The organism is Clavibacter zhangzhiyongii, from assembly GCF_014775655.1.
Lineage (GTDB): Bacteria > Actinomycetota > Actinomycetes > Actinomycetales > Microbacteriaceae > Clavibacter > Clavibacter zhangzhiyongii.
This window is the reverse complement of sequence record NZ_CP061274.1, coordinates 207,882-227,017: the sequence shown is the minus strand read 5'-3', so window position 1 is coordinate 227,017 and position 19,136 is coordinate 207,882. Positions and strand designations below refer to the sequence as shown.

Here is a 19,136-nt window from a genome sequence, read left to right as displayed (position 1 = left end):
AGTCGGAGCATGACACGTATACAGATCGGTGTACCTCGGCGGGCGGTGACGGTCGCGGCCGCCGCCGGGTTCGTCCTCGCGTGGAGCTCCGGCTTCCTCATCGCGGCCGTCGGGACGGTCGAGGTGCCCGCCACGACGCTGCTGCTCTGGCGGTTCGCGCCGCTCGCGGTGGTGCTCGCGGCGATCGTGGTCGCCACCGGCGCGGCGCGCGGGATCCCGCGGCGGACGCTCGGGCGGCAGGCGCTCATCGGCGGCTTCGCGCAGCTCGGCTACTGCGCGTTCGTGTACGCGGCGATCGGCGCGGGCGTCGCCACCGGCACCACGGCGCTCATCGACGCGGTGCAGCCGCTCGTGGTCGCGACGCTCGTCGGCCCGCTGCTCGGGCTCCGCGTGCGCGGCGCCCAGTGGGGCGGGCTCGCGCTCGGCGCGGTCGGGGTGGTGCTCGTGGTGCGGTCGCAGGCGGGGGCGGCGGACGCGGATCCCGTCGCCTACCTCCTGCCCGCGGCCGCGATGGCGTGCCTCGTCGCCGGGACCTTCCTCGAGCGCCGGTCGTCGGGGCGGCCGCCGGTGCTCGTGACCCTGACCGTGCACGTCGTCGTGACCGCCGTCGCGCTGCTCGTCGCCGCGGCCGCGACGGGCACGCTCGCGCCGCCCGCGGATCCGGCGTTCTGGATCACCACCGTCCTCGCCGCCCTCGTGCCGACCCTCGGCGCGTACGGGCTGTACTGGTGGCTGCTCGAGCGGGTGGGGATCACCGCGCTCAACGCCCTGCTGTTCCTCGTGGCGCCGACCACCGCGGCGGCGGGCGCGCTGCTGCTCGGCGAGCGGATCACGGTGGTGACGCTCGCGGGGTTCGCGCTCTGCGGCGTCGGGGTCGCGGTCGTGCTGGCGACGGAGCGGCGGGCGAGCGCGGCGGGCGCTCCCGCGGCAGCGCCCGACCACCCCAGTACGGGAGCGCCGCGCCGCGCGACCGCCGACGCGGCCGCGTGATCCCCTAGCGTCACGGCATGAGCGCATCGCGGACCACCGCCTCCTGGGCGGGCGCCTGCGCCGCCGTCGTCCTCACGCTGAGCGGGTGCGCGGCGCCCGGCGCGGCAGGCGGCGGGGCCGGCGGCGGCCTCGTGCGGGAGGAGCCGCCGATGATCCTGCCGACACCCACGGCGACGCCGACGCCGACACCCACTCCCGAGAGCCTCGTCACGGAGTGCGCCGACGCGTCGCCCGCCGCGCTCGCGGCCGTGAACGCCAGCATCGCCGAGGATCCGGGCCCCTACCCCGGGCTGCAGCTCGACGGCCTCGAGACCGTCTGGGACGACGACCAGCAGGTCTGGACCCTCGCCGGGATGGTGGTGCCGCCGGTCGTGGACGGCGTGCAGCCCGAGCGGTTCGTCGCGTTGTGGGCGACCGACCGGGATCCCACGCGCGCCGACTTCGCGGGCACCGTGTGGGCGGCGGTCAACGGCTCCGAGATGGTCTCCGCGGCCCCGCCGCTGGTGTCGTTCCCGCCCCTGACGTTGGACGGCCCGGGCCCGATCGGCCTCTCCTGCAGCGACTTCTATCCGGAGCTGGCGGGCCGCGTCGGCTGATCCTGGCGCGGCAGCCCCCGCAGCCACAGGTCGACCTCGCGGGTGGACCGCAGCCGCACGATCCGCAGGTGCGGGTGCTCGACGGCGGCGCGCACGATGCGCGCGCGCAGCTTCGCCCGGCCCTTCCAGCCCCACCGGACGATGTGCTCCGGGTTCGTGAGGATGGTCGCGAGGGGCGGCTCCACGTTGCCGTGCCAGAGCTCCGTGCGGCACCAGCGGCGGTGGAGCGTGCGGCGGATGAGGCGGCCCATCTGCACGGTCGCCGGCAGGTCGAGCCACACGAGCGTGTCGGCGCGCGACGGCAGGAGCTGGCCGAGCTGCGTCGTGTACTGCCACTCGCTGACCCAGGCGTCCTGCGACGAGAAGGCCTCGACGTCGTCGCGGAAGGCGGGCAGCTCGGTCCAGCCGGGACCGTGGAAGAGGGAGTCGAGCTCGCGGTACGGCACGCCGGTGCGGGCGTGGATGCGGCGCGCGAGCGTGGACTTGCCGGTGCCCGCGGGCGCGCCGAGGAGGATGCGCCGGGCGGGCGGATCCAGGCGGTCGAGGGCTCCGAGCATCCGCCGATCCTAGGGGGGACGCCTGCCATCCCGTCGGCTTCGGTCCCGGCCTTCCCGCCGCGCACCCGCGCCGGTAGTTTGGTGCCGCCCGCAACGAATCGATGCCGACCGGAAGGGGCCGATCATCCGATCGCTCTCGCGCGACGACGCGCACCTCGCGACCGCCCCCGCCCCCGCCCCCGTCTTCACGACCGACACCGCGGCGCCCACGTGGGAGGAGGGCGTGATCGTCGGCAGCGGCCGCATCGGCGCCGTCGCGCACGGGCCGGCCGACGCGATCACCGTCTCCCTCGCGCACGAGCGCTGGTTCCCGCCCGTGAACCCGAGGCCGGCCGCACCCGACCTGCGGCCCCGGATCGACGCGATCCGCGGTGCCCTCCTCGCGGGCGACGCGGATGCGGCGAGCGCCGAGCTGACGGCGGGCGCGCGGGACAGCGGGTACGGCTACGAGCTCGTGTGGACGGATCCGCTCGGCATCTGCGCGACCCTCGTGATCCGCACGCCCGGCGGCGTCGGCGCGGACGGCATGCGGCGCACGATCGACCCGGCGGGCGGCGAGGTCGCGATCACGTGGGCCGACCGCGACGGCGGCCGCCACACGGTGCGGCTCGTCGCGCCGCGGGACGGCGCCGCGTGCTGGATCGCGCTCGAGTCCGACCGGGCGGCCGACGTGGAGGTCGAGCTCGGCCTCGGTGCCGGCGACGCGACCTCGTTCGACACCGGCGTGCCGGATGCGGCAGCGGCGGTGCGGGCCTCCGTCGCGGGCGGCGCGCGCGGGATCCTCACGGCCGACGCCGGCGACGGCGCCCACGCGGTGCGCGCGGTGACGGCGGCGGACGCGGGCGGCGCGTGGACGGAGGCGGGCGGATCCGCGCGCACGACCGTCCGCACGGGCCCGGCCGCGACGCGGCTGGTCCGGCTGGCCGTCGCGACGGGACCGACGGCTGCGGCGCCCGTGCCCGACGCCCCGGAGGATCCCCTCCCCGCGTGGGAGGACCTGCGCGCCGCCCAGCGCGCCGGGCACGGCCGCCTCGTCGGCGCGTCGACGCTCGCGCTCGGCGCGTCGACGCTCGCGCTCGGCGGGGAGCCGCCCGCGCTCGGCGGGGAGCCGCTCGCGCCGCAGGGTCCCGGCGCCCCCACCACCGAGGACCTCTGGTCCGCCGCCCGCGCGGGCGACCCCGCCGCCCGCCGCCGCGTCGTGGAGGCGGCCTACCTCACGGGTCGCGCGAACGTGATCGCCGCGACGGGCGAGCTGCCGGCCACGCTCCAGGGCGTGTGGCAGGGAACCTGGCGCCCGGCCTGGTCGGCCGACTACACGCTCAACGGCAACGTGCAGAACGGCGGCGTCGCGAGCCTCATCCCCACGGGCACGCCCGAGCTCGCCCGCAGCCTCCTCGAGCTGGTGCTCCCCCACCTCGACGACTACCGCGAGAACGCGCGCCGCGTCCTCGGCGCCGAGGGGATGCTGCTGCCGGCGCGCATGTCCACGCACGGCCGCGCCGACCACCTCTCGGCCGAGTACCCGCACCCGTTCTGGCAGGGCTGCGGCGGCTGGATCCTCCGCATCGCCGCCGACGCCGTCGCGACCACCGGCGACCGCGGGCTCGTCGACGACCGGCTGTGGGAGCTCGCCGAGGGCGTGCTGCGGCTCGCCGAGACGGGCACCGTGCTCGTCGACGGGGTCCGGCGGCTCGTGCCCTCCTACTCGCCGGAGAACACCCCGCGCGGCGAGCGCGTGCCCGCCGCGACCGACGCGACCATGGACGTCGCGATCCTCCGCGACGCCGCCCGCGCCACCGCCCTGCTCGGCCGGGCCCGCGGCGACGACTCGCTCGACGCGCGCTGGGCCGCCGTGGTGCGCGACCTGCCGCCCTACCGGGTGGCCGCCGACGGCACGCTCGCCGAGTGGCTGGATCCGCGCTGGCCCGAGGAGATCGCGCACCGGCACGCCTCGCAGCTCCTGCCGCTGTGGGACGAGGTCGACCCCGCGTTCGTCGGCGACGGCGACGAGGCTGTGCGCCTGCGCGCCGCGGCCGCCCGGACGGTGGCGGCGAAGATCGCGTGGCGCGCGGAGGACCCGACGGCCCCGCCCGGCCGGATGGAGATGGCGTTCGGCCTGGTGCAGGTGGGCCTCGCCGCCGCGGCGCTGGGCGACGCGGAGGCCGCGCTCACCTGCGTCGAGTGGCTCGCGGTCGACCACTGGGGTCCGACGCTCACGACCCGCCACGACGCCGGCCGGATCTTCAACCTCGACGCGAGCGGCGGCCTGCCCGCGCTCGTGGCGGCGATGCTGCTGGGCTCCGAGGGCGACGCGCTCGCGGTGCTCCCGGCGCTGCCGGCGGCCTGGGCGCGCGGATCCGTCACCGGCCTCCGCGCGCGCGGCGGCCTCGTGGTCGACCGGCTCGACTGGGACGCCGAGGGCGCCGCGCTCACGGTGCGGCGCGTGCCCGGCGCCGGGTGGCTGGCGCCCGCCCACGGCACGGCGCTCCGGCTGCCGCCCAGGGCGGCGGCCGCCGTGCGGGTCGACGGCACGGCGCACGATCCCGCCGCCCGCCTCGCGATCGGCGAGGAGCCGGTGCGCGTCGAGCTCGCCTGGCGCCACGGGGACGACGCCTGAGATCGATCTCTCACTAGCCTCGGGCGCCGATCGACGGTAGGAATGGACCATGCCGCTCCCCCGCGTGATCCACCTGGCCGTCGACGGCGTCTCCGTCCTCCTCACGCAGGCGGACGACGCGCTGCCGGTCGTCGCGCACTGGGGCCCGCGCATCCACGCCTCCGACGAGGAGCTGGCCACCTACGCGCGCACGCCCGACCGGCCCGGCATGGTGGGCGGGTCCGACCGGCCGTACGAGCCGACGATGCTCCCGGAGAACGGGTCCGGCTGGGGCGCGCTCCCCGGGATCCGCGCCCACCGCGCCGGCACCGCGTGGTCGCCCCGGCTCGCGGTCACGGGCGTCCGGGTGGACGGCGGTGCGCTCGCCCCCGGCGCCGTGGCGCAGCGCGCGGGCGGGTCGGTCGTCGTCGAGGCGGCGGACGCGTGGGCCGGGATCGGCGTCCAATTGGAGATCGATCTCACGCCGTCGGGCGTCCTCCGCACGCGCGCGGTGGTGCGCAACGACGCCGCCGACGGGGAGCCGCTCGAGGTCATCGGCGTCGACCCGTCGTTCCGCGTGCCGATCGAGGCGCGCGAGATCCTCGACTTCTCCGGCCGCTGGGGCACCGAGCGCGTGCCGCAGCGGCACCCGGTCGTCATGGGCGAGCACACGCGCTCGTCCCGCCGGGGCCGCACCGGCCTCGACGCCACCACGGTCGTCGCGATCGGCACGCCCGGCTTCGACGCCGAGGCCGGCCGCGTCTGGCTCTGCCACGTGGGCATCGGCGGCAACCACCGGCACACGGTCGAGCGCACCGACGGCCACCTCGCCTTCCGCGGCGGCGAGCTGCTGCTGCCCGGCGAGGTGCGGCTGGCGCCGGGCGCGGAGTACGCGTCGCCGTGGATCCACGGCGCGTTCGGGCACGGCCTCGACGACGCCGCGGCCCGGTACCACGGCCTGCTCCGACAGGTCTCGCGCTCGTCGCGGCGGCCCCGCCCCGTGACCATGAACGTGTGGGAGGCCGTGCACTTCGACCAGGACCTCGCCACCCTCGCCGACCTCGCCGACCGGGCCGCCGCGCTCGGCGTCGAGCGGTACGTCGTCGACGACGGCTGGTTCCGGGGGCGCCGGGACGACCGCGCCGGCCTCGGCGACTGGACCCCGGATCCCGCCGCCTGGCCCGACGGCCTCGGCCCGCTCGCGGAGCACGTGCGCGGACTCGGCATGGAGCTCGGCCTCTGGGTGGAGCCCGAGATGGTGAACGAGGACTCCGACCTCGCGCGGGCGCGCCCCGACTGGATCCTCCGCGCCCGCCCCGAGCTGCCGCCCCGGTTCCGCTTCCAGCAGGTGCTCGACCTCACGAACCCCGACGCGTTCGCGCACATCCTCGACGCGCTCGACCGGCTGGTGCGCGACCTCGGCGTCGCGTACCTCAAGTGGGACCACAACCGCGACCTCATCGAGGCCGGCCACCCCGCGAGCGGCACGCCCGCGGTCCACGAGCAGACGCTCGCGGTCTACGCGCTCATGGACGAGCTGCGCGTCCGGCACCCCGAGCTCGAGATCGAGAGCTGCGCGTCGGGCGGCGGGCGGATCGACCTCGGGATCCTCGCGCGCACCGACCGTGTGCACACCTCCGACAACCACGACCCCCTCGACCGCTCCCGAATGCTCCGCTGGACCGGCCTCCTCGTCCCGCCGGAGATGCTCGGCTCGCACGTGGCGTCGCCCGTCTCGGAGGCGACCGGCCGCTGGAGCGACCTGCACACGCGCTGCGGCATCGCGTTCCTCGGCCACTTCGGCGTGGAGTGGGACATCCGCACGCTCGACGAGGACGAGGAGCGCGTGCTCGCCCGCTGGATCTCCGCCTACCGCGAGCACCGCGGCCTCATCGCGACGGGCCGCGTCGTGGGGGCCGGCGACTTCGACCCGGACGCGCCGTCGATCCGCGGCGTGGTCGCGGTCGACGGCTCGGAGGCGATCTACACGATCGTCACGGCCGGCCCGTCGCCCGACTCCCGGCGGCGGATCCGGCTGCCGGGCCTGCTCGCCGAGGCCCGCTACCGCGTGGAGGCCGCGCGCCCCGGATCCCTCGGGCCGGGCTGGCTGAGCCCGCGCTGGTTCGACGAGACGGTCGAGCTCGGATCCGACGCGGAGGCGCCCTCGTACTCCGGGAGCCTCCTGCGCGAGGCGGGCCTCGAGCTGCAGACGGCGCACGGTGAGAGGGTGCTCGTGCTGCGGCTCGTCCGCATCGACGCGGGCGCCGCCGCCTGACGCGGGCACCCGCACCCCGATCCGCTCGCGCACCGCCCGCGCACCCACCCACCCGCACCCACCCACCCACCCGCACGACCCGCCGCGGCATCGACGCCGCCCCACCGGAGGAGCACCCGTGACCACCACCATCACCGTCGACCTGGACCGGCCCGGCGCCACCATCAGCCGCCACCTCTACGGGCACTTCGCCGAGCACCTCGGCCGCTGCATCTACGACGGCTTCTTCGTGGGCGAGGACTCGCCGGTGCCGAACGTCGGCGGGATCCGCCTCGACGTGGTGGAGGCGCTCAAGGCCCTCGACATCCCCAACCTCCGCTGGCCCGGCGGCTGCTTCGCCGACCGCTACCACTGGCGCGAGGGCATCGGCCCGCGCGAGGACCGGCCGAAGCTCATCAACACGCACTGGGGCGACGCCGTCGAGGACAACGCCTTCGGCACGCACGAGTTCATGGCCCTCTGCGAGCTGCTCGGCGCCGACGCCTACGTCTCCGGCAACATCGGCTCCGGCACGGTGCAGGAGATGTCCGACTGGGTCGAGTACCTCACGGGCGCGGGCCAGTCGCCCATGGCCGACCTCCGCCGCGCGAACGGCCGCGACCAGCCGTGGACGGTCCCGTTCTGGGGCCTCGGCAACGAGGCCTGGGGCTGCGGCGGCAACATGCGCTCGGTCACCTACGCCGACCTCGCCCGGCAGTTCGGCACCTTCTGCAGGAGCGGCGGCGCCACCCCGCTGCACCGCATCGCGGCCGGCGCCGACACCATGGACACGGAGTGGACCGAGACGCTGATGCGCGTGATCCCGGAGATGGACGCGCACCCGTTCTCGTCCGTGCCGTGGGAGTCGATCTCCGTGCACTACTACACGATCGGCGGCAGCTGGACGGCGAAGGGCAGCGCCACCGACTTCGACGCCGAGGCGTACTGGAGCACCATCGTCGCCGCCCAGGGGATCGAGCCGCTGCTCCGCGCGCACGCCGCCGTGATGGACGTGCACGACCCCGAGAAGCGGTTCGGCATGGTGCTCGACGAGTGGGGCACCTGGTGGGACGTGGAGGAGGGCACCAACCCGGGCTTCCTGTTCCAGCAGAACACCATCCGCGACGCCATGGTCGCCGCGCTGCACTTCGACGTCTTCCACTCCTTCGCCGACCGGCTGCGGATGGCCAACATCGCGCAGACGGTGAACGTGCTGCAGGCGATGCTGCTCACGGATCCCGACGGCGGCGAGATGGTGCGCACCCCCACGTACCACGTGTTCGAGATGAACCGCGGGCACCACGACGCCGCCTCGCTGCCCGCCACGGTGGCCGGGCCCGCGCGCACGGTCGACGGCCGGGAGATCCCGCTGGCCTCCGCCTCGGCGAGCGCCAAGGCCGGCCGCGTGCTCGTCTCCGTGTCGAACGTGGACCTCGAGGAGCCGCTCGAGATCGACCTCGCGTTCCGCGGCGGCGCGGTCGACGACGTCGTGGGCCGCATCCTCACGGCCGACCGCCCCGACGCGCACAACCGCCCGGGCGACGCGGACGCCGTGAGCCCCGTCCCGTTCGACGCGTACGAGCGCACCGCCGACGGCCTCCGCCTCACGCTCCCACCGCACTCGTTCGCGACGCTCTCGCTGCGGATCGACGCGTGACCGCGGCGGGCGCCCGGCCGCCGCAGGGGTGGAACAGCTGGGACTGCTTCGGCGCCTCCGTCACGGAGGAGGAGGTGATGCAGAACGCCCGCTACCTGGCCGAGCACCTCCTGCCGCACGGCTGGGACACGGTCGTCGTCGACATCCAGTGGTACGAGCCGGATCCCGGCACGGCCGACTACCAGGAGGTGTCCGCGCCCGAGCTCGACGCGTGGGGCCGGCCGCAGCCCGCGGTCGGCCGGTTCCCGTCGTCGGCCGGCGGGCGCGGGTTCGCCGACCTGGCCGCGCGGATCCACGCGATGGGCCTCCGCTTCGGCGTGCACCTCATGCGCGGCGTGCCCCGGCGCGCGGCGGAGGAGCGGCTGCCCGTGCTCGGATCCGACGCCACCTGCGCCGACATCGCCGACCCCGCGAACCCGTGCCCGTGGAACCCCGACGACTTCGGCGTCGACATGACCCGCCCGGGCGCGCAGGAGTACTACGACTCGGTCCTCGCGATGCTCGCGGGCTGGGGCGTCGACTACCTGAAGCTCGACGACGTGCTGTACCCGCCGATCCAGGCGGCCGAGATCACCGCGGTCTCCCGGGCGATCGCCGCCTCGGGCCGCCCGATGACGCTCAGCCTCTCCCCCGGCAAGCAGCTCTCCCTCGAGAACCTCGACCTGCTGCGGGAGACCGCGCAGCTCTGGCGGATCTCGGACGACTTCTGGGACGACTGGGCGCACCTCCGCGAGCAGTTCCAGCGCGCGGCGAGGTGGGCACCGCACCAGCGGCCCGGCGGGTGGGCCGACGCCGACATGCTGCCGCTCGGCCGCATCGGGATCCGCGCGCACGTCGGCGACGACCGGCGGAGCCGCTTCACCCCGGCCGAGCAGCGCACCCTGGTCTCGCTCTGGTGCCTGCTGCGCTCGCCCCTGATGTTCGGCGGGCACCTGCCCGACACGGATCCGGCGACGCTCGCGCTCCTCACGAACGACGACGTGCTCGAGCTGCTCGGCAGCGACGCGAGCCGCGAGATCGTGCGCGACGGCGACCTCGTGGTGTGGGCGGCCGAGCGCGGATCCACCCGCTGGCGCGCGGTCTTCCAGCTGGGCGACGCGCCCCGCTCCGTCACCGCGCACCTGGCGGACCTCGGCTGCCCGGACGCCACCCGCGCCGTCGACGTGTGGACCGGCGAGGAGCTGGCCGTCGTCGACGGCGGCATCCCGCTCGAGGTCGAGGCGCACGGCGTGCGCCTGCTCCGCCTCGCCTGACCCGCGGCGATCCGCCCGCACGACGACGACGCCGGCCGCCCGGTCCCGCGAGGGATCCGGACGGCCGGCGTCGTCGTGGTCGTCGTGCGGCGGGCGTCAGCCCTTGAAGGCGCCGTCCATGATCCCCGTGATCATCCGTCGACCGACGAAGAAGAACAGGATCAGGAGCGGCAGCGTGGCCATGAACGACCCGCCCATGGCGAGCGCCACGTCGATCGACCGGTTCGCCTGGAGCTGCTTCAGCGCGATCTGCACCGTGAACAGCTCCGGCGACTTCAGCACGATGAACGGCCACATGAAGTCGTTCCACACGCCCGTGAAGGTGATGAGCCCGAGCACGAACGCGGCCGGCCGCACCACCGGGAACGCGACGCCCCAGAAGAGCTGCCACGAGTTCGCGCCGTCGAGCCGGGCCGCCTGGATGAGCTCGTCGCTCACCGTGGTGGACATGTGCTGCCGCATCCAGAAGATCCCGAACGCGCTCGCGAGGCCCGGCACGATGATCGCCTGCAGCGTGTCGACCCAGCCGAGCTGGCTGATGATCAGGTACTGCGGGATCACGCTGAGCTGCGCGGGCACCGTCATGGTGAGCAGCACGATGAGGAACAGCAGGTTCCGCCCGGGGAACGTGAGCTTCGCGAACGCGAACCCGGCCATGGCGCAGAGCACCGCGGACAGCACGGCGACGGTCGTCGAGACGATCACGCTGTTGAGCAGCGACAGCATGAACGGCACCGTGTCGAACACCTTCCCGGCGACGGTGAAGAAGTTCGTGCCCGGGAACAGGCGCGGCGGGATCGAGGTGACGGCGGTCGCCCCCACCGAGGCCACGACGAGCATGTAGTAGAGCGGGAACACCGAGATCAGCACGGCGATGCTCAGGAACACGTAGACGATCGGGCTGATGCCGCCGCCCTTGCCCCGGCGCCTGGGCAGCGCCGACCGCTTCGTGACGGGTGCGGCGACGACCGGTGACACGGTCTGGTCGATCACGTCGGACATCAGCTCGCCTTCCTCGTGCGGGTGGACAGGTAGAAGTTGAGGAGCGCGACGACCACGACGATCACGAACAGCACGACGCCGATGGCGGATCCGTAGCCGAACTTGAACTGGCCGAAGCCCTGCTCGTAGAGGAACAGCGCGAGCGTCTGGCACTGCCGGCCGGCGCCGCAGGTGAGGCCCGACTCGGGCGCCGCGAGCAGCGGCTCCGTGAAGATCTGCAGGCCGCCGATGGTCGACATGATCACGGTGAAGATGATGATCGGGCGGAGCGCCGGGATCGTCAGGTGCCGGAACTGCTGCCAGCTGGATGCGCCGTCGACGGCCGCCGCCTCGAACATCTCCCGCGGGAGCGCCTGGAGGCCGGCGAGGTACAGCAGCGTGTTGTAGCCGAACCAGCGCCACATGACCATGGCCGAGATGAGGATCCACGAGCCGTGGTTGGTCGCCATGAAGTTGACCGACGGCAGGCCGAACAGGCTCAGCACCCAGTTGATGAGGCCGAAGTTCCGGTCGAAGATCTGCGCGAACACGATCGCGGTGGCGGCCACCGAGGTGATGTACGGCACGAGCAGCGCCATGCGGAAGAAGTTCGCCCACTTGAGCCGGGCGTGGTTCAGGAGGTGCGCGAGGAAGAGCGCGAGCAGCAGCTGCGGGATCGTCGAGATCAGGAAGATCGCGAACGTGTTGACGAGCGCGTTCCAGAACCGGTCGTCGGCGAAGAGCTGCTGGAAGTTCGCGAGCCCGACGAAGGTCTGCTTGCCGATCGGGTTCCAGTCGAACAGCGAGACGTAGAACGTGAAGACCAGGGGGAACAGGCCGAAGACGATGAAGATGACGAAGAAGGGCGCGACGTAGGCGTACGGCGCGATGCGCTCGGAGAGCGACTGCGTGATCTGGCGGGCCTTCGGGACCGCGGGCGCCTTCGCGCGCCGGGAGGTCGGGGGTGGGGGTGGCTCGGTGCTCGTGCGGGGTGATGTCGCCGTCGACATGGGGTACCTCCGTCTGAGGGGCGGCCCGGAGCGTGAGCGCGCCGGGCCGCCGGGTGGGTGGGACGGGATCAGTCGCCGACGGCGGTCTTGGCCGTGGAGAGCGCCTCGGACCACGCCTTGTCGGAGGTGACGTTGCCCGCCTCCAGCTCGACGAGCGTGTTGAGGAGGGCCGCGTTGATGGGCGACGTGTCGGGCCCGTTGTAGAAGGACGGGAACTTCGTGACGGACTCGGACATGACCTGCCCGATCTTCGAGTCGCCGAAGAAGTCGTCCGTGTAGGCCGACACCGCCTCGCTCTCGACCGCGGCCGAGGCCGCCGGGAAGGTGCCCGTGCGTTCGAAGTGCTCCTGCTGGGCCTCACCCGACATCATCGTCTCGATGTACTGCCAGGCCGCCTCCGGGTGCTCGGCGCGCGCCGGGATGGCGATGACGCTGCCGCCCCAGTTGCCGCCGATGCCGGGGACGCTCGCCACGCGCCAGTTCCCGGCGGTGTCGGGGGCGTCGGTCTTGATGCCCTGGAGGATCCACGAGGGCGCGATGGTGACGGCGAACGCGCCGTTCGCGCGGCCCGGCGCCCAGCCCGACGACCACGCCGCGATGCCCGCGCTGATGCCGGCGTCGTGGGTGTCGACCGCGACCTGGAACGCGTCCTCGACCTGCGGGTTCTTGTCGTAGACCAGCTCGCCCTCGGGCGAGTAGTACTTCTCGCTCACCTGGTTGACGGTGGAGAAGAAGACGCTCGTCTCGATGTTGTCGACGAACGGCTTGCCGGTCGCCTTCGTGTACTGCTCGCCCATCGCGATGAACGAGGGCCAGTCCTTCCACATGGCCGCGACCTCGTCGGGGTCGGTCGGCAGGCCGGCCTGCTCGAACAGGTCGGCGCGGTACGCGAAGCCGAGGCCGCCGACGTCCGTGGGGATGCCGACGACCGAGCCGTCCTCCGCCGTGGCGGCGGACGCGGCCCACGGGAGGTACTCGCCCGCGATGTCGTCGCCGCCGAGCGTGCGGAGGTCGAGGAAGTTCGCGCTGTTCTCGACGAACTGGGGGAGGTCGTCGTTCTGGATCATGACGAGGTCGGGGACCTTGCCGCCGGCCAGCGCCGCGGTGAGCGCGGTGGCCGTCTCGGTGGTGGAGCCGACCTCGGTCAGCTTGACCTTCGCGTCGGGCTCCTTCTTCTGGTACTCGGCCACGCCGTCCTTGGCGCCGATGCCGGTGAACGACCAGAACGAGACCTCCGCGTTCGGGTCGTCCGATGCTCCGCCCCCTCCGCCGGACGAGCATCCGGTCAGGGCGACGGCGACTGCTGCTGCGGCGACGACGGCCGTCAAGCTTCTTCTCACGATGTTTCCTCTTCGTCGGGGATTCGCGCGGCTTCCTCGGAGCGTCAGCGCTCCGGCCGAGAGAACGATCTCTTGGCGTCACCGTAGCTCGCGTGCCACCATCGTGCAAGCGACGATGCGGAACCGAGACCGCACGGTGAGACATCGATCTCCGCCTAGGATCAGGAGGGCTTCGCGACCATGACGGCGCCTGTCCGGGAGGAGATCCATGCAGCCGAGGGCGAGCGCCTGGTGACGCGTCCCACGCTGGTCGACGTCGCGAAGGCGGCCGGCGTCTCCCGCGCCACGGCCGCGCGCGTGCTCTCCGGCGGCACCACGGTCGACGCCCGCATGGCCGCGGCCGTCGAGCACGCGGCGAAGCAGCTCGGCTACGAGGCGAACAGCGCGGCCCGCATGCTGCGCGGCGGCCGCTCCGGCGCCATCGCGCTGATCATCGCGTTCAACGAGCTCGACAGCCTCACCGGCACCTTCTTCACGTCGGTGATGAAGGGCGCGGCCAAGGGCCTGCACGCGGCGGAGATCCAGCCGGTGCTGCTGCCCGCCGACCAGGACGACGCCGCCCGGATCCCCCGCTTCCTCCGCTCGCGCGCGGTCGACGGCGCCGTCGTGATCCTCCAGCACGAGATCACGCACCTCGCCCAGACCCTCGCCGACTCCCCCGTGCCCGTGGCCTGGGTGGGGCGGCCGCGCGGCGACCTGGCGGACGACGCGATCATCGTCGACTCCGACAACCACGGGGGCGGGCGGCTCGCGGCGCGCGCGCTCGCGGACGCCGGGCGGCGGACCCTCGGGATCATCGCCGGCCCGCACGACATGGAGCCGGCCCGCGACCGCATCCGCGGCTGGCGCGACGAGCTCACCGCGCAGGGCATCGAGCACGGCGCCATCGTGCACGCCGAGTTCACGCTCGAGAGCGGCGCGGCCGCCATGGCCCGGCTCCTCCAGCGGCACCCGGCCATCGACGGCGTGTTCGCCTCCTCCGACCTCATGGCCGCGGGCGCGATCCGCATGCTCCAGGCCTCGGGCCGCCGCGTGCCGACCGACGTCTCCGTCATCGGGTTCGACGACGTGATCATCGCGACCACGTCGGATCCGCCGCTCACCACCATCCGCCAGCCGCTCGAGGAGATGGGCCGAGTCGCCGCCGAGACGGTGATCGCCGCCATCGAGGGCCGCGAGGTCGACCGGCAGCCGGTGCTCGCCACGCGCCTGGTGCAGCGGGAGTCGGTGTGACCGGGCGGACGCCCGCGCCGCACCGCCTCATCGTCAGCACCGACGCGGCGAACGAGGTCGACGACCAGTTCGCCGTCGCGCAGGCGCTCCTCACGGAGACGCTCGACGTGCGCGCGGTCGTCGCCGCGCACTTCGGACAGCCGGGCAGCATGGCCGCGTCGCGCCGCGAGATCGATCTCGTGACGGGCCTCGCCGGATCCTCCGTGAGGGTGCTCGACGGGGCGCCGGATCCGCTCCCCGACGCCCGCACGCCCGTCCCGTCGGAGGGCTCCCGGCTGATGGTCGAGGAGGCGATGCGCGACGCCGGCCGGCTGTGGATCGCCGTGCTCGGGCCGCTCACGGACGTCGCCAGCGCCCTGCTCGCGGAGCCCGCGATGGCGTCGCGCGACGTGGTCGTGGTGTGGGTCGGCGGGCCGCCGTACGACGGCGAGGTCGCGGCGTACCGGCCCGAGTTCAACCTCGCCAACGACGTGACCGCGGCGAACGTGGTCATGGCCTCAGGGCTCGCCGTGTGGCAGATCCCCCTGCCCGTCTACACGATGGTCGGCGTCGGGCACGCGGAGCTGCGCACGCGGCTCGGCGGCACGAGCGCGCTGGCCGACCACCTCGTCGACGGGGTGATCGCGTTCAACCGCACGATCCCGTACGGCCCGCTCGACCTCCGCTCGCTCGGCGACAGCCCGGCGATCGGCGCGGTCATGAACCCGGCCGGCGGCCGGTGGCGGATGCGGCAGGCGCCCCGCTTCACGGCGGACGGGGAGCTCGAGGCGGGCGAGGCGGCCGACGCGGCCGGCCCGCGGATCCGCGTCTGCGAGGCGTTCGACACGCGCTGGCTCATCGAGGACCTCATCGCGAAGCTGCGCGAGCACGGGACCCGGGCGGGCTGAGGCCGCCTACGCGCGCGGCTCCGCGACGGATCCGCGCAGCACCAGCTCGGTCTCCAGCTCCATGCGCGACCCGGCCGGCCCGGCCGCGCGCGTGCGGCCGGCGCGGTCCGCCTGCTGCAGCATGTGGAACGCCGCGGCGCCCATCTCGGCGATCGGCTGGCGGACGGTGGTCATGGGCGGCATCGCCCACGCCGACTCCTGCACGCCGTCGAAGCCGACGACGCTGAGGTCGTCGGGGATCCGCAGCCCCGCGTCGTCGGCGGCCTCGTAGACCCCGAGGCCCATCACGTCGGAGCAGGCGAAGATCGCGGTCGGGCGGTCGGCGCCCGCGAGCATGGCGCCCGCGGCGGAGCGGGCGCGCTCCCGGTCCCAGTCGCAGAAGACCACGCGGGCGTCGGGGACGGCGATGCCCGCCGAGCGCAGCGCCGTCATCAGGCCGTCGATGCGCGCGCTGCCGAACAGGTGCGCCTTCACGCCGCCGATGACGCCGATCCGCGTGTGCCCGCGCGCGATCAGCAGCTCCGCGGCGATGCGCCCGCCCTCCCAGTTCGTGGCGCCGACGCTCGCCACCTCGGCGGGCGGCCGGGTGCTCGGGTCGATCGCGACCACCGGGATGCCGGCGGTCGTCAGCGTGTGCAGGTGGGCGGGCGTCGCGTCGACGAGCACGAGGATCGCGCCGAGCGACGGCCGGCGGAGCAGCCGGCTGATCCACTCCCCGTCGGGCCGCGCCCGCGTCAGCACGAGGTCGACGCCCGCCACGGACGCCTCCTCCTCGATCGCGCTCAGCACCGGGCCGATCCAGCTGCCCTCGATGTGCCCGACCACGACGTCGACCACACGGGTGGCGCGCGCGTCCGCCGCGGTCGCCCGGGTGCGCGGACGGCGGCGGTAGTCGAGGGCGTGCGCGGCGGCCATCACGCGCGCCCGGGTCGCCTCGGAGACGTCCGTGCCGCCGTTGAGCACCTTCGAGACCGTCGGGACGGTGGTGCCGGCGCGCGCGGCGATCTGCGCCATCGTCGGGCGGGGCGCCGTGTTCGTGCTGTCCATGGGGCGGAGCCTATCCGAGCGACGGCCTGCCGAGTTGCGCAACTCCTCCTCGCAGCGTTGCCGGATCGAGATCCTGCTTCCCCTTGCCCCCGCGCGCTGGCGCAGAGGATGATGAGCGGATGCCGCGCGCGGCTCCCCCCGGAGTTGCGCAAGGTCTGTTCGATGGCGAACGCGGAGCGATCCGCCCGGCACACGGAGGACGACGATGACCCCCACCCCGCTCGTCGAGCTGCGGACCCGCCCCGCGGCCGCTCCCGCGCCCTGCCCCGCGATCGCGGAGGCCCGCGCGGACGACCGCCACCGCGGATCCGGCCGCCGCGTGCCGCCGACCGGGACCACCGCCTCCGTCGTCGCGGGCACCGCCGGCGTGCGCACCGCGGGACGCGACGGCCGCTCGGGCGCCGCCCCGGACGACCGCCGCGACGACCTCGTCTGGCGCAGCGGCCGACTCGAGCTGCGCTTCCGCCGCTCCGCGGACCGGCCCGTGATGCTCACGCGCCTGGTCGCCGGATCCGTCGAGACCCACTTCGCCCACCCCGTCCCGCTCGTCGAGGTGCTCGTCGCCGACCGCGTCGGACCCGGTGAGGCGTCCGAGCCCGTGGCCCTCGGCGCCGACCTCCGCTACGTCGCGCACTCCGTGTCCCCCGACGGCGCGACCCTCGAGATCGTCTCCGCGACGCCCGACGGCATCCGCGCCGCCGTCACCCTGCACGGCCGCGACGGCGCCGTCCGCAGCAGCGCCGTGGTGACGAACGGCACCGGCGCGCCCGTGCTGCTCGCCGCGGTCACGGGCTGGGCCGTGCCGCTCGGGGTGCGCCTCGACAAGGGCGACGCGCCGGATCCCGCCGCCGACTGGGTGCTCGTCGCGGGCCGCGTCGCCGGGTCGGGCTCGGGCGGCGAGCGGTGGGCCCTGCGGGCGCTGCGGGACGCGGACGCCGCGGATCCCTCGCGCTCGGCCGTCGCGCGCTCCGTCTCCGGCACGTCCGCGACCGGCGACCTGCTGCCCGTCGCCGCTCTCGTCTCCGACCGGCAGGAGGTGGCCTGGATGTGGGAGGTCGCCCACGACGGCCCCTGGCGCTGGGTGGTCGGCGCGCACGCGGGCGACCGCCACCTCGCGCTCACCCGGCCGGCGGATCCCGACGGCGCCGGCTCGCCGCTCGCCCCCGGCGCCTCCTCCGCGCCGGCGACCACGCTGGTCGCCGTGGGCACCGACCTCGAGGACGCGGCCGCCGCGATGACCCGCGCCCGCCGGGCCGCGCGCGCCGGGCGAGCCGACGCCGCGCCCGGAGCCGCCGCCCCCGCCGCGCCCCTCGCCGACCCGGTCGCCGTCGCGACCGCCCCGCTCTCGACGCCGCCGGAGGACGTGGCCGTGCGGATCCCCGCGCTCACCGGCCTGCCGCCCGAGGCCTGCGCCGTCGCGCTCGCCACCGGCCTCGCGGGCGGCCTGCGCGTGCACGACGACCTCGACGGGATCGCCGGCCTCGCCCCCGCGCAGCGCGACCTCGTCGCCGACGCCGCGCGCGCCGCCGACGACCTCCGCGACGGCCGCGGCCGCGCGCTGCCGCTCTGGCCGCTCGGCCTCCCCGCGGCGGACGACCGCTGGGTCGCCGTCGCGCACGACTCCGGCGACGCGGTCGTCGTGACGGTCTGGGATCGCGGCGACGACGCCGGCACCGCGACCCTCGCGATCCCGTCGCTCGTCGGCCGCCGCCTCGACGTCGCCGTCGTCTTCGGGCGCGCGCTCGCGGCGTGGGACGCGGAGTGGGACGCCGCCCGCGGGATCCTCACGGTCGGCTCCATCGCGGGCGGCCCGTCCGCGCGCGTGCTGGAGCTGCGCCGCCGGTCGTGACGGGGCGCCCCCGCCGCCCCCTCCCGCACCGCGATGCGGGAGGATCGCCGGGTGACCCGCGACCCCGCATCCGCCGCCCGCCTCCTCGCCGCCTACGACGCCCAGCTCCGCACCGACGCCGAGACCACCGACGCGCTCGACGTGCGGCGGCTCGGGCCGCTGCTGCTCGCGACGTTCCCCGGGGGCCGCGGCTTCATCACCTACGCCGACCTGGGCGGCCTCGACGAGGCGGCGCTCGGCGAGCTCGTGCCGCGGGCGCTCGCGCGGTTCCGGGACGATCCGGCGATCGCGTCGGTCGAGTGGAAGACCCGCGGGCACGACCGCGCGCCGGGGCTCGACGGGATCCTCCGCGCGCACGGCTTCACGCCCGAGGAGCGCGAGACGATCATGCTCGGCGAGGCGCGCGGCCTCGCCGTCGACGTGCCGTTGCCCGCGGGCGTGGCGCTCCGGCGGATCACGGCCGAGCCCGACGTGCGCGCGATGAGCGCCCTGCAGGACGAGGTCTTCGGCGGTGCCGTCACCCCCGACCACGCCGACGCGATCCTCCGCCGCGTCGCGACCGACCCCGCCATGGAGCTGTGGATCGCCGAGGCCGACGGGCTGGTCGTCGCGGCGGGGCGACTGCAGCCCGTGGCCGGATCCGACTTCGCGGGCCTCTGGGGCGGCGTCACCCGCGCGGGCTGGCGCGGCCGCGGCATCTACCGCGCGCTCACCGCGGCGCGCGCCCGCTCGGCGCTCGCGGCCGGCCGCACCCTCGTCCACAGCGACTCGACCGACCTCTCGCGCCCGATCCTCGAGCGCTCCGGCCTCGTCGCCTGCTCCACCACGACGCCGTACGCCTGGTCGCGCTGAGCCGACGCGCACGACCGCCCGCCCCGCCCCCACC

At 75.1% G+C, this 19,136-nt stretch carries 15 protein-coding genes; 10 read left to right on the top strand and 5 right to left on the bottom strand.

Annotation, left to right across the window (positions count from 1 at the left end):
* Positions 1-9: 9 nt before the first annotated feature.
* Both H9X71_RS01110 and H9X71_RS01105 read left to right on the top strand, forming a co-directional pair.
* Entirely contained in the window at positions 10-990 is a 981-nt protein-coding gene (locus H9X71_RS01110) for a DMT family transporter (RefSeq protein WP_244961691.1), read from the top strand.
* Positions 991-1,007: 17 nt separating this feature from the next.
* Positions 1,008-1,586 carry a hypothetical protein gene (locus H9X71_RS01105; RefSeq protein ID WP_191147936.1) on the top strand — a complete coding sequence of 193 codons (579 nt, stop codon included), beginning with the start codon at positions 1,008-1,010 and terminating at the stop codon, positions 1,584-1,586.
* On the opposite strand, the gene H9X71_RS01100 is transcribed toward H9X71_RS01105, so the two are convergent.
* Positions 1,556-2,143, bottom strand: a complete 588-nt coding sequence (locus H9X71_RS01100) for a P-loop NTPase family protein (RefSeq protein ID WP_191147935.1) — start codon at positions 2,141-2,143, stop codon at positions 1,556-1,558. The genes H9X71_RS01105 and H9X71_RS01100 overlap by 31 nt on opposite strands.
* A gap of 22 nt (positions 2,144-2,165) precedes the next feature.
* On the opposite strand from H9X71_RS01100, the gene H9X71_RS01095 reads away from it, so the two are divergent.
* The 4 genes from H9X71_RS01095 (at position 2,166) to H9X71_RS01080 (ending at position 9,903) form a co-directional block, all read left to right on the top strand.
* Positions 2,166-4,760: a glycosyl hydrolase family 95 catalytic domain-containing protein gene (locus tag H9X71_RS01095; protein WP_342355642.1), complete on the top strand. Its 2,595-nt coding sequence runs from the start codon at positions 2,166-2,168 to the stop codon at positions 4,758-4,760.
* 49 nt (positions 4,761-4,809) lie between these two features.
* A complete protein-coding gene (locus H9X71_RS01090; RefSeq protein ID WP_191147933.1) occupies positions 4,810-7,014 on the top strand; it encodes an alpha-galactosidase in 2,205 nt (734 codons plus the stop codon).
* A 118-nt stretch (positions 7,015-7,132) separates the two neighbouring features.
* Positions 7,133-8,650: an alpha-N-arabinofuranosidase gene (locus H9X71_RS01085; protein WP_191147932.1), complete on the top strand. Its 1,518-nt coding sequence runs from the start codon at positions 7,133-7,135 to the stop codon at positions 8,648-8,650.
* Positions 8,647-9,903, top strand: coding sequence for a glycoside hydrolase family 27 protein (locus tag H9X71_RS01080; protein WP_244961690.1), 1,257 nt, complete (start codon positions 8,647-8,649; stop codon positions 9,901-9,903). Before H9X71_RS01085 ends, H9X71_RS01080 begins: the two co-directional genes overlap by 4 nt.
* Positions 9,904-9,999: 96 nt before the next feature.
* On the opposite strand, the gene H9X71_RS01075 is transcribed toward H9X71_RS01080, so the two are convergent.
* From H9X71_RS01075 to H9X71_RS01065, 3 genes are all read right to left on the bottom strand, one after another.
* Positions 10,000-10,905, bottom strand: coding sequence for a carbohydrate ABC transporter permease (locus tag H9X71_RS01075; RefSeq protein WP_191147931.1), 906 nt, complete (start codon positions 10,903-10,905; stop codon positions 10,000-10,002).
* A complete protein-coding gene (locus H9X71_RS01070) occupies positions 10,905-11,894 on the bottom strand; it encodes a carbohydrate ABC transporter permease (RefSeq protein WP_191147930.1) in 990 nt (329 codons plus the stop codon). Before H9X71_RS01070 ends, H9X71_RS01075 begins: the two co-directional genes overlap by 1 nt.
* A 68-nt stretch (positions 11,895-11,962) precedes the next feature.
* Positions 11,963-13,234 carry an ABC transporter substrate-binding protein gene (locus H9X71_RS01065; protein WP_191147929.1) on the bottom strand — a complete coding sequence of 424 codons (1,272 nt, stop codon included), beginning with the start codon at positions 13,232-13,234 and terminating at the stop codon, positions 11,963-11,965.
* A gap of 180 nt (positions 13,235-13,414) precedes the next feature.
* Here H9X71_RS01065 and H9X71_RS01060 point away from each other — a divergent pair, with 180 nt between their 5' ends.
* Positions 13,415-14,467: a LacI family DNA-binding transcriptional regulator gene (locus H9X71_RS01060; RefSeq protein ID WP_244961689.1), complete on the top strand. Its 1,053-nt coding sequence runs from the start codon at positions 13,415-13,417 to the stop codon at positions 14,465-14,467.
* Positions 14,464-15,354 carry a nucleoside hydrolase gene (locus H9X71_RS01055; protein ID WP_191147928.1) on the top strand — a complete coding sequence of 297 codons (891 nt, stop codon included), beginning with the start codon at positions 14,464-14,466 and terminating at the stop codon, positions 15,352-15,354. The genes H9X71_RS01060 and H9X71_RS01055 overlap by 4 nt, the downstream gene beginning before the upstream one ends.
* 6 nt (positions 15,355-15,360) lie before the next feature.
* On the opposite strand, the gene H9X71_RS01050 is transcribed toward H9X71_RS01055, so the two are convergent.
* Positions 15,361-16,401, bottom strand: a complete 1,041-nt coding sequence (locus H9X71_RS01050) for a LacI family DNA-binding transcriptional regulator (protein ID WP_191147927.1) — start codon at positions 16,399-16,401, stop codon at positions 15,361-15,363.
* A gap of 205 nt (positions 16,402-16,606) precedes the next feature.
* Here H9X71_RS01050 and H9X71_RS01045 point away from each other — a divergent pair, with 205 nt between their 5' ends.
* Positions 16,607-18,250, top strand: a complete 1,644-nt coding sequence (locus tag H9X71_RS01045) for a hypothetical protein (RefSeq protein ID WP_191147926.1) — start codon at positions 16,607-16,609, stop codon at positions 18,248-18,250.
* A gap of 33 nt (positions 18,251-18,283) precedes the next feature.
* Positions 18,284-19,102 (top strand): GNAT family N-acetyltransferase, encoded by an 819-nt coding sequence (locus tag H9X71_RS01040; protein ID WP_191147925.1) that lies wholly within the window; start codon positions 18,284-18,286, stop codon positions 19,100-19,102.
* Positions 19,103-19,136: the final 34 nt, after the last annotated feature.

What these genes read in the sequence shown, in the direction of transcription:
- H9X71_RS01110 (WP_244961691.1), top strand. Translation starts at nt 10, where the DNA reads ATGACACGTATACAGATCGGTGTACCTCGGCGGGCGGTGACGGTCGCG.
- H9X71_RS01105 (WP_191147936.1), top strand. Translation starts at nt 1,008, where the DNA reads ATGAGCGCATCGCGGACCACCGCCTCCTGGGCGGGCGCCTGCGCCGCC.
- H9X71_RS01100 (WP_191147935.1), bottom strand. Translation starts at nt 2,143, where the DNA reads ATGCTCGGAGCCCTCGACCGCCTGGATCCGCCCGCCCGGCGCATCCTC.
- H9X71_RS01090 (WP_191147933.1), top strand. Translation starts at nt 4,810, where the DNA reads ATGCCGCTCCCCCGCGTGATCCACCTGGCCGTCGACGGCGTCTCCGTC.
- H9X71_RS01075 (WP_191147931.1), bottom strand. Translation starts at nt 10,905, where the DNA reads ATGTCCGACGTGATCGACCAGACCGTGTCACCGGTCGTCGCCGCACCC.
- H9X71_RS01070 (WP_191147930.1), bottom strand. Translation starts at nt 11,894, where the DNA reads ATGTCGACGGCGACATCACCCCGCACGAGCACCGAGCCACCCCCACCC.
- H9X71_RS01060 (WP_244961689.1), top strand. Translation starts at nt 13,415, where the DNA reads ATGACGGCGCCTGTCCGGGAGGAGATCCATGCAGCCGAGGGCGAGCGC.
- H9X71_RS01050 (WP_191147927.1), bottom strand. Translation starts at nt 16,401, where the DNA reads ATGGACAGCACGAACACGGCGCCCCGCCCGACGATGGCGCAGATCGCC.
- H9X71_RS01045 (WP_191147926.1), top strand. Translation starts at nt 16,607, where the DNA reads ATGACCCCCACCCCGCTCGTCGAGCTGCGGACCCGCCCCGCGGCCGCT.
- H9X71_RS01040 (WP_191147925.1), top strand. Translation starts at nt 18,284, where the DNA reads ATGCGGGAGGATCGCCGGGTGACCCGCGACCCCGCATCCGCCGCCCGC.